The 1,596-nt window shown below is 65.5% G+C and carries 2 protein-coding genes; one reads left to right on the top strand and one right to left on the bottom strand.

Features of this window, described 5'->3' with window-relative positions:
* Positions 1-308 precede the first annotated feature (308 nt).
* Positions 309-1,055, top strand: coding sequence for a phosphonate metabolism transcriptional regulator PhnF (gene phnF, locus DH10_RS33760; protein WP_192253151.1), 747 nt, complete (start codon positions 309-311; stop codon positions 1,053-1,055).
* A gap of 7 nt (positions 1,056-1,062) precedes the next feature.
* On the opposite strand, the gene DH10_RS33755 is transcribed toward phnF, so the two are convergent.
* Positions 1,063-1,596, bottom strand: a 534-nt coding sequence (locus DH10_RS33755; RefSeq protein WP_192385826.1) for a zinc-binding dehydrogenase, incomplete at its 5' end; no start/stop codon positions are given.

The following is a 1,596-nucleotide window of genomic DNA, read 5'->3' as shown; positions in this document are numbered from 1 at the left end:
GATCCGCCCGCGCACCGTCACCAATCCGGTTGCCGGGCCGCGCAGCAGTTCGGCTTCCGAGGGCAGGCCGGAGCCGCTCCAAAGCCGCGCGATCTCATCGGGCGCTGCGTGCGCCAGCGTCGCCATCACAGCCTTCCGCTCGGCCTGCTCGCGCGCTTCCTGTCCTCGCATCGCTTTCGCTCCTCGCATAGATAATTTGTCTATTGATATAGACAACTATACAAATTATACTCACCAGTTAGCGGGAGTCCATGACGGGTGGATGACAAGAGGCGCAAAAGTTAGCGGGAAGACGTTGGGGTGGGGAGATGATCGGGCTGGCGAGCAGCATCGAGAGGCGCAACGGCGTATCGCTGTGGCGGCAGATCGCCGACAGGATCCTGCAGGGAATCGCGAATGGCGATTTCGTGGAGAATGCGGCGCTGCCGCCTGAGGTTGCGCTGGCAGAGCGCTACGGCGTCAACCGCCACACGGTGCGCAACGCCATTGCCGCGCTGGTGCAGGAAGGCGTGCTGAGGGCCGAGCAGGGGCGCGGCACCTTCGTCTTGTCGCGCAAGCGTCTGTCCTATCCGATCGGCGCGCGCACGCGCTTTTCGACAGGGCTTCAGGGCCAGACGACCGAACGCCATATCGCCTTGCTTTCGTCATCGACGGAGCCGGCCAACCGGCGCATCGCCGAGGCGCTCGGCATTGCCAGAGGATCCGCCGTGATCCGTCTGGAAACGCGCGGCGAGGCCGACGGGCATCCGGTGTCGCGGGCGACGACATGGTTCGACGCCAAGCGCTTTGCCGGCATCGAGACGACGATGGCTGAGACGGGATCGATCACCGCCTCGCTCAAGCGCTTCGCCATCAACGATTATCTGAGGCACTCAACGGTGCTGTCGGCGCGTCACGCCGATGCGGACGACCTTGCCGATCTCGACCTCCAGCCCGGCGCCATCGTGCTGGTCACCGTTGCCGTGAACGTCACGCTCGACGGCCAGCCGATCCAGTTCGCCGAGTCGCGTTTCCCGGCGGAGAGGGTGGAGCTCAAGCTGTCGGTCAACGATTAGTCGCGTCTCACCCGACCTCGATGACGGCCTTGATCAGCCCGGATTTCTCATGCGCCCATCGCGCAAGATCACGTGGTGTTTCGCCAAGCGTCGTGCGATGCGTGACGAGCTTCGCCAGCGGCACGGCGCCGTTCCGGATCGAGGCGGCGACGTGGTCGAAATCGGCACGGAGCGCATTGCGGCTGCCGACCAGGGTCATCTCACGCTTGTGGAATTCGGGGTCGGAGAAGGTGATGTCGTCCTTGACGACGCTGACCAGCACCAGTGTGCCGCCATGCGCGACATGGGCGAAGGCCGATTGCACCGACTGCGTGTTGCCGGTGGCGTCGAACACGATGTCGAAGCCTTCGCCGCCGGTCGCCTGCCGCACCGGTTCGGCCGCCGGCGCTTTCGAGCCGTCGAGCGCGGCAAAACCCAGCTCGCTTTCGGCGAAACGGAGCCGCTCGGTGCTCATGTCGAGCAGGCCGACGTCGAGCCCGGCGATGCGTGCAAACAGCGCCGTGCCGAGGCCGATCGGACCGGCGCCGATGACCAGCGTGCG

Source organism: Mesorhizobium silamurunense (genome assembly GCF_014843825.1).
Lineage (GTDB): Bacteria > Pseudomonadota > Alphaproteobacteria > Rhizobiales > Rhizobiaceae > Mesorhizobium > Mesorhizobium silamurunense.
This window is presented reverse-complemented; position numbering and strand designations above follow the sequence as displayed.

Bases quoted from the DNA above. Each gene is read 5' to 3' on its own strand.
- phnF (WP_192253151.1), top strand. From the start codon at position 309: ATGATCGGGCTGGCGAGCAGCATCGAGAGGCGCAACGGCGTATCGCTG.